The sequence below is a fragment of the Betaproteobacteria bacterium genome (genome assembly GCA_009377585.1).
GTDB lineage: Bacteria > Pseudomonadota > Gammaproteobacteria > Burkholderiales > WYBJ01 > WYBJ01.
In genome coordinates, this window is record WHTS01000193.1 from 1 (window position 1) to 7,172 (window position 7,172).

Sequence of the window (7,172 nt, forward strand, 5' to 3'; positions counted from 1 at the left end):
TCTTGCAATCACGTCCGGCGCGCACGGCCGGACGGTGGGCTACGATTCGGACCACAAGCTAATCGTAGTTGGCGCAGGCTTTGCCTCGCTCGATATGTTCACGATGCAGGTGGGTCGGACCACGCCGCCGCGCACTGACAGCCAGTCGCGGTCCTGATCATGATCTCCGCGCTGGCCCGGACCTTTCTCCGGTAGCGCGACGAGGCCGCCCGGTTCGAGGCGAGGCTCGGCCGAACTGCTCGCGGGGTACGCCATGCCTGCGGATCGAGGTGCACGATCAAGCCGGGCGATCGCAGTGGTGCTGGAACCAAAGCTCGAGCATCATCAGCACCCATGCCATGGTCCCGTAATAGCCGGGATGTTCCGCGAGGTGCGTCCCCATGAGCTTCGTCAGGAAATCGGAACGAACGAAACCGCGGCCCCGCAGCTTTCCGAGGCTGTCCATGACCAGCTCTTCGAGCGGCTTGTGGCTGCGCAACCACGGGCCGAACGGCAGTCCGAATCCGTGCTTGGTCTTGGAGATGATCTCGTCGGGCAGGAAGCCGCGTAATGCTTCCTTGAAAAAGTAGCGCAGCTTCGTTCCCTTGAGCTTCATCTCCGGCGTCAGGCGCGCAGAGAAAGCGACCAGCCCGTCGTCGAGCATCGGGAAGTCGACGGGCAGCCCGGCGAGCTCACAGCTCTTCATCACCTTGGGAATGTCGGTGTCGGCGAGGGTGAACCGGAAGTCGTACGCGAGCATCTTGTTGATCAGCGAGCCGGCCTTCGTCTCGTCGTAAACTTCGCGCATCAGCCGTTGCGGCCCGCCGATTTCGACCCGTGCAAGCATGTCGGGTGTGAAGACATTGTCGATCCCGAGTCGAACCAGCAGATTGTGCGCGTCGGTGCGGTCCGGCATCGGGGTCGAGGCGAGCTCGACCAGCCGACGATACCAGCGAATCGGAGGTAGTTTGCCGCCGCCTGGCAGCGTTCTGCCCAGGGGCTCGAGCACGCCACGCCGGATGAGTCCCGGCACCTTCTCGTAGAGCGAATATCGGTACTGTGTCGCATAACGCTCGTTGCCGCCGAACAGCTCGTCGCCGCCATCGCCGCCGAGGAGCAGTTGCATCGCATTCTCGCGCGCGAATCGGGCACAGCAATACGTCGGCACCGCCGACGAGTTGCCGAAGGGTTGATCGTAGATCGCAGCGAGCCTGGGCACGGCCTCCACGATGTCGGCCGCGGTTACGTAGTACTCGTGCTGAGCCGTCTTGAAGTGCCGGGCAGCGATCCGTGCATACTCCATTTCATCGTAGCCCGGCTCTGCGAACCCGATCGAAAATGTCTCCGCCGGCTTGCCCGTGACTTTTCCGAGCAGGCCGGACACGGTGGAGCTGTCCGTGCCTCCGCTCAGGAAGGCGCCGGTCGGCACGCTCGTGCCCATGCGCCGAACCGCGTCGGTGAGGATGCCGAGGAACTCGTCGCGCGACTCCGCAAAGGGCCGCTCTTCGTCTTCGACGAATTGCATCTGCCAGTACCGCCCGAGCCGCATGTTCCCGTTGCGCACATGGAGGAACTGACCCGGCAGCAGGCGCTGCTCGTTGCGAAAAGCCGTCGCCGGCCCAGGGACCGTATGGAAGTGCACGTAGTGATATATCGACTGCCAGTCGACGTCGCGCATCGTCGCCGGATGCGCGTGAAGCGCAACGGCGCTCGACGCGAACACGATTCCCTGGTTGGTCTCGGTGTAGATCAGGTTGTGCACGCCCATGCGATCGATCGCAAGGAGCGCGTCCCCGCTGTCGCCATCGGCCACGGCAACCGCGAATGCTCCTCCCAGCCTGGTGCAGCACTCTGCGCCGTAACGCCGAAAAGCATCGATCACGGCCATCGCGGAGCCCGACGTTCGCGCCACGTGCGCCAACGTATCGTCATTGAACGATGGCGTACCCCACACGACCGCGGCGCAGCGGTTCGAGACAGCCGCAGATGCTCGGCCCGCAGGCGCCGCCACCGCCATGCCGTGCCGGTTGCCGTGCTGGATCTGCACCGGAGAGCCGTCGAACCGGGACAGGGTACCCACCATGGACTGAAGGATTCCGCTCGCGCCTTCGGGGTTCGAAGGGCGTCCGAACCAGCCACACAAACCGCTCATCTGCCGCGTGCTCCAGGCAATTGCTAGACCAGAACTTCGAGGGGCGCAGGATGCCCGAGGAATGCCGTTGGACTCGCCGTCAATCCATACGCACCGGATTGCAGGACCGCGACGAGGTCGCCCGGTTCGGCCTGCGCGAGCTCCATGCGGGCTGCGAGCAGATCGAGCGGGGTGCAGAGTGGACCGACGACGTTCGCGACCTCGCGTTCTGTGCCTGCGACACGGTTCGCGACGATGACCGGGTAGTTCTTGCGTATCACCTGGCCGAAATTGCCCGACGCAGCGAGGTGATGGTGCAGTCCACCGTCGGTCACCAGGAACACCTCGCCGCGGGAGATCTTGCGGTCGACGATCCGGCAGACATACACGCCCGCCTCGCCGACCAGGTAACGCCCGAGTTCGATGACGACCTGGGCCTGCGCGAGACTTCGCCGCACGCTTACGACGATCTCGTTCAGGTTTTGCGCGATCGGGCCGAGGTCGAGCGGCTTGTCGCCCGGGAAGTAGGGAATGCCGAAACCGCCGCCGATGTTGAGGAACTCGATCGGTGCGGGCGCCTGCTCGGCCAGGCGAAGTGCGAGCTCGAGGCTCTTTTGCTGCGCCTCGACGATCGATTCCGCGCGCAGGTTCTGCGACCCGCTGAAGATGTGCAGGCCAACGAAGCGGGCGTCGAGCGACTTTGCGCGCGCGAACAGGGCCGGCACCTGCTCGGCATCGATGCCGAATTGCTTGGGACCGCCGCCCATCTTCATCCCTGAAGACTTGAGCTCGAAATCCGGATTGACGCGAATCGCGAAGCTCGGACGAACGCCCGCTTGCGCGCCGCAGCGCTCGATGATATCGAGCTCGCGCTCCGACTCGATGTTGATCACGACACCTGCCGCGACGGCCTGCATCAGCTCGGCCTCGGTCTTGCCCGGCCCGGCAAAGCTGATTCGCTCGGGGGCCATTCCGGTATCTAGCGCGATGTGCATCTCACCGGCCGATGCGACGTCGAGCCCATCGACGTGCCGGGCAAGATGCTGCACGACCGCGGGCATCGGATTGGCTTTGATCGCGTAATGCAGGTGCACTTCCGCGGGAAGGTGATGCCGGAGCTCGGCAATGCGCCGGTCGATCACGCTCCGGTCATAGGCGTAGAACGGCGTGCGCCCTATCCGCTGCGCCAGGCGGTCGATCGGAACGCCGTGCAGGTGCAGGCGGTCGTCGATGACCTCGAACTGCTGCATGGGTGCGTGCGAAGGGCAAATCACGCCGCTCATCGGTCGTTCCCGCTGAATATCGTTTGCAGCTCGGCTGCCATTGACTTGCGATCGATCTTGCCGTTCGGATTGCGGGGCAGGGCGGACTGGCTCACGCGGATCGCCGTGGGAACCATGAAGCCGGGCAGCCGCTCGCGACATTGTGCCTGCAGTTTCTCCGGATCGACGTTCTCCCCGGCTTTGGGCGTGACGACGACCACGATGGCCTGATCCAGCGTCGGATGCGCAATGCCCAGGGCAGCCGCTTCCGCGACGAGTCCCGTCGAATAGACAACTTCCTCGACTTCGGTCGGGCTCACCCGGTAACCCGAGGTCTTGATCATCTCATCCCGGCGGCTGATGAAGTAGAGGAATCCTTCTTCGTCCCTGCGCACGGTATCCCCTGACCATACCGCGATTTCCGGCATAACCAATCCGCCCGGCTGACCGGGCACGGGCTTGAACCGTTCGGCTGTCTTCTCCGCGTCGTTCCAGTAGCCCAGGGAGACCAGCGCCCCTCGGTGCACGAGCTCGCCCGGCTCGCCGGGGGCACAGGGGCTGCCGTCTTCGCGCACGACCATGATCTCGGCGTTTGGAATCGCCTTTCCGATGGAATCCGGCCGGTGATCCACTTCGCTCGGCGGCAGATAGGTCGAGCGGAACGCTTCCGTGAGCCCGTACATCAGGTACGGTTTGGCCTTCGGCAGGGCGGCCCGCAGAGTCTCGAGCGTTGCACGCGGCATGTGACCGCCCGTATTGGCAAAATAACGCAGTGACGCGCGAACGGCCTCCGGCCAGCTGAGCTGCGCCAACTGAATCCACAGCGGAGGAACCGCGGTGAGCCCCGTGATGCCCTCTCCGGCACAGGCGTTGACCACGTCGCGCGGCAGCAGGTAATTGATCAGCACCACGCCGGCACCGGCCGAGAATGCCGTGGTCAGCTGGCTGAAGCCGGCATCGAAGCTCAACGGAAGCGCGCTCAGGATTCGGTCCGAAGGCCGATTCTCCAGGTACTGAGCTACGCTGTATGCGCCTGCCACCATGTTGCGATGGGACAGCACGACTCCCTTGGGGCGCCCGGTGCTGCCGGAGGTATACAGGATCGCCGTCATGTCGACGTCGATCGTTCGATGCGGCAGGCGTTCTCCCGCAGTCGTCAAGACCTCGGTCCACGCAACGGCCGATTTGCCCGCAATGGTATCGGACATCTCCTTGCTGCCGACGACGATCACGGTATGCAAGTCGGGGCATTCGGTCAGGGCGGAGGCAAGCGTCTGCAGCCGCTCCCTGGACGTCACGAGGACCCGCACGTTGCAGTCGCGCAGAATGTAAGCCACCTGATCGGCCTTGAGCAGGGGATTTACAGGCACGAAAACCGCGCCCGCCGCCGCGGCACCGAAACACGATACGACGGTTTCCACGCGCTTATCGAGGTAAACTGCGACCCGCTCGCTGCGGCCCAGGCCGAGGCTCAGGAAGGCTCGGGCGAGTGCCGAAACTTCCGCTGCCAGATCGCCATAGGTGCGCTTATCCTTTTGATGAATCAATGCGATTGCGTCCGGCGTTCGCATCGCCGAATCGAAGATCAATTCGTGCAGCAGGTGGTTCATCGGATGGAGGTGCTCCGAACGGGTGATTGGCACAGGCCTTGCATCAAGCGGCGCCTACGCGGTTGCAGAAATCGTGCCGGTGCTCGGTGCTCCGACGATCAGGGCACGAAGCCAGCGACCGGGATCCGCGGCATGCGGGCAAATGCGCTCGTACGTGCTGTTGCCGGGCTCCATGAACAATGCGATGCGAAGCAACGCAGGCAATTGCGGCCGCGAGTATAAACGGCCCGATGGCGCCCCGGCTTGAAGTACTCAGGAAACAGTGCGTTCGCTATGCTGACAAGTTTGCGGGAACTCGGCTGGGCAGGGGGATTCTTGTATGCTTTGTCGCGGCTGCTGGCGGTTGTGAGCGCGGGCCGAATTCGTTTGCATGCGTACTACCTCGTGGCTCAGCCTGTCAGCGGCCAACCGGCCTTGCCTCCACGACGTGGCCGCGGCATCGTGGTGCGTGAAATCGGTCTCGACGAGGCCTTGTCGTTGCCCGTGGAGCGTCCACGCGAAGTCATCGAAGGGCGCTTTCGTCAAGGCGCGCGTTGCCTCATGGCAAGTGCCGACGGCAAGTTCGTGGGCTTCCTTTGGTTCCTGGTGGGACCGTACGAAGAGGATGAGGTCCGATGCCGCTTCGTGCCCCGCCCGGACGGGGCGGCCTCGTGGGATTTCGACGTATTCGTCGAACCTTCGGCTCGGCTCGGATTCGCATTCGGTCGGCTCTGGGACGAGGCGAACCAACTGCTGTCAAGGCTCGGCGTGGTCTGGTCGATAAGCCGTATTTCGGCATTCAATGCCGGTTCACTCGCAGCGCATCGACGCCTGGGGCTGGTACGGCTCGCCACCGCCGCCTTCCTGTGTGCAGGCCGTGTTCAATTGATGCTCGCCACCGTGAAGCCCTATGCGCACCTGGCATTGGGCACGAGCTCGCGACCGACCATCGACCTTCGTGCCGAATAGCAACGTTTTCTGACTGGAAGGGTGATGACTTTGGTGATCGATGATGTAAGGCGCATCGTGGCAACGACTTTGCAACTCGGCGCTCGAGGGGGCTCGATGAGCTCGGCCACGCCATTGCTGGGTGCGATACCCGAACTCGATTCAATGGCGGTCGTGTCCCTGATAACCGCGCTGGAGGAGCAGTTCGAAATCAGCGTCGAGGACGACGAAATCGGCGCCGAGACCTTCGAAACTCTGGGAAGTCTCGCGGCCTTCGTCGAGCAGAAGATGGCGAATTGAACGTGGCCGATCGGCACGGGCAGCTAGAGCCGTTCTACCTGTCGGTCGAGCCCGGAGCGCGCTTCTGCCTGCTTCATCTGCCTCCCTCCGGCGTTGCGCTGCGAGGGGGCATTCTCTATGTGCATCCATTCGCCGAGGAGATGAACAAGGCTCGCAGGATGGCCGCGGCTCAAGCACGGCGGTTCGCGCAGACGGGCTATGCGGTGCTGCAAATGGATCTGCTCGGCTGCGGGGATAGCGGCGGTGAACTGCGAGACGCAACCGTTTCGGGCTGGTGCCGGGATCTGCAAGTCGCAGCAGACTGGATGCTGGGCAGAGGTTACGGGCCGCTGCGTGTCTGGGGGTTGCGCTTCGGTGCGCTTGTCGCGTCGCACTGGGTGAGTACCTACGGCAACGATATCGACGGCCTGGTGCTGTGGCAGCCGGTGGCCAGCGGAGACACGCACTTGACCCAGTTCCTGCGCATCAGCGTTGCCGGCGACATGCTCGCTTCGGGCACCGCGGGCGGTGGGGCAGGTGCGCTGCGCAAGCGGCTGGCGGCGGGCGAGACGCTGGAAGTCGCCGGGTACGAGATCAATTCGACGCTGGCGAGCGAAATGAACGCGCTGCGTCTGGCGGACATCCCGCCTTCCGGCCTAGCTGTCGACTGGTTCGAAGTCGTGCCCGAAGCCGGCTCGGTCGCTCCGGCTTCCGCCCGCGTCGTCGAGCAATGGCAGCATGCCGGCATGCGGGTGCGGTATGAGGTGGTGACGGGGGAGCCGTTCTGGACGACAGTTGAAATCGTCGATTGTCCAGCGCTGCTCGAGGCGACGACACGGGCGAGCAGTGAAGGATGGAAACAGGATACCGCGAGCAGGGCGTAACCTTCGATTGCGAAGGGGAGACGCTGATCGGAGTGATCGCTCGTCCGCCGCGTCCGCTGCGGCGTGGGGTCCTCGTGGTCGTCGGCGGTCCGCAGTATCG

General features: G+C 64.1%; 6 protein-coding genes. 3 read left to right on the top strand and 3 right to left on the bottom strand.

Going from position 1 to position 7,172, the window contains the following annotated elements:
- Positions 1-277: 277 nt before the first annotated feature.
- The 3 genes from GEV05_29780 to GEV05_29790 are packed head-to-tail and all read right to left on the bottom strand — an operon-like array spanning position 278 to position 4,982.
- Positions 278-2,131 (bottom strand): asparagine synthase, encoded by a 1,854-nt coding sequence (locus GEV05_29780; protein MPZ47475.1) that lies wholly within the window; start codon positions 2,129-2,131, stop codon positions 278-280.
- A gap of 23 nt (positions 2,132-2,154) precedes the next feature.
- Positions 2,155-3,393: a pyridoxal-dependent decarboxylase, exosortase A system-associated gene (locus GEV05_29785; GenBank protein MPZ47476.1), complete on the bottom strand. Its 1,239-nt coding sequence runs from the start codon at positions 3,391-3,393 to the stop codon at positions 2,155-2,157.
- Complete coding sequence (locus GEV05_29790) at positions 3,390-4,982, bottom strand: acyl-CoA ligase (AMP-forming), exosortase A system-associated (GenBank protein ID MPZ47477.1); 1,593 nt, start codon at positions 4,980-4,982, stop codon at positions 3,390-3,392. Before GEV05_29790 ends, GEV05_29785 begins: the two co-directional genes overlap by 4 nt.
- 243 nt (positions 4,983-5,225) lie before the next feature.
- On the opposite strand from GEV05_29790, the gene GEV05_29795 reads away from it, so the two are divergent.
- From GEV05_29795 to GEV05_29805, 3 genes are read left to right on the top strand one after another with little or no spacing between them, the layout of a single operon-like run.
- Positions 5,226-5,930: an N-acetyltransferase gene (locus tag GEV05_29795; GenBank protein MPZ47478.1), complete on the top strand. Its 705-nt coding sequence runs from the start codon at positions 5,226-5,228 to the stop codon at positions 5,928-5,930.
- Between the two features lie 24 nt (positions 5,931-5,954).
- The gene (locus GEV05_29800; protein MPZ47479.1) at positions 5,955-6,209 is read left to right on the top strand and encodes an acyl carrier protein; all 255 of its coding nucleotides are present in this window, start codon (positions 5,955-5,957) and stop codon (positions 6,207-6,209) included.
- A gap of 2 nt (positions 6,210-6,211) precedes the next feature.
- On the top strand, positions 6,212-7,072 hold the full coding sequence (locus GEV05_29805; protein ID MPZ47480.1) for a hydrolase 2, exosortase A system-associated: 861 nt from the start codon (positions 6,212-6,214) through the stop codon (positions 7,070-7,072).
- Positions 7,073-7,172: the final 100 nt, after the last annotated feature.

Coding starts and splice junctions, on each gene's coding strand:
- GEV05_29780 (MPZ47475.1), bottom strand. CDS start 2,131: ATGAGCGGTTTGTGTGGCTGGTTCGGACGCCCTTCGAACCCCGAAGGC.
- GEV05_29785 (MPZ47476.1), bottom strand. CDS start 3,393: ATGAGCGGCGTGATTTGCCCTTCGCACGCACCCATGCAGCAGTTCGAG.
- GEV05_29790 (MPZ47477.1), bottom strand. CDS start 4,982: ATGAACCACCTGCTGCACGAATTGATCTTCGATTCGGCGATGCGAACG.
- GEV05_29800 (MPZ47479.1), top strand. CDS start 5,955: ATGACTTTGGTGATCGATGATGTAAGGCGCATCGTGGCAACGACTTTG.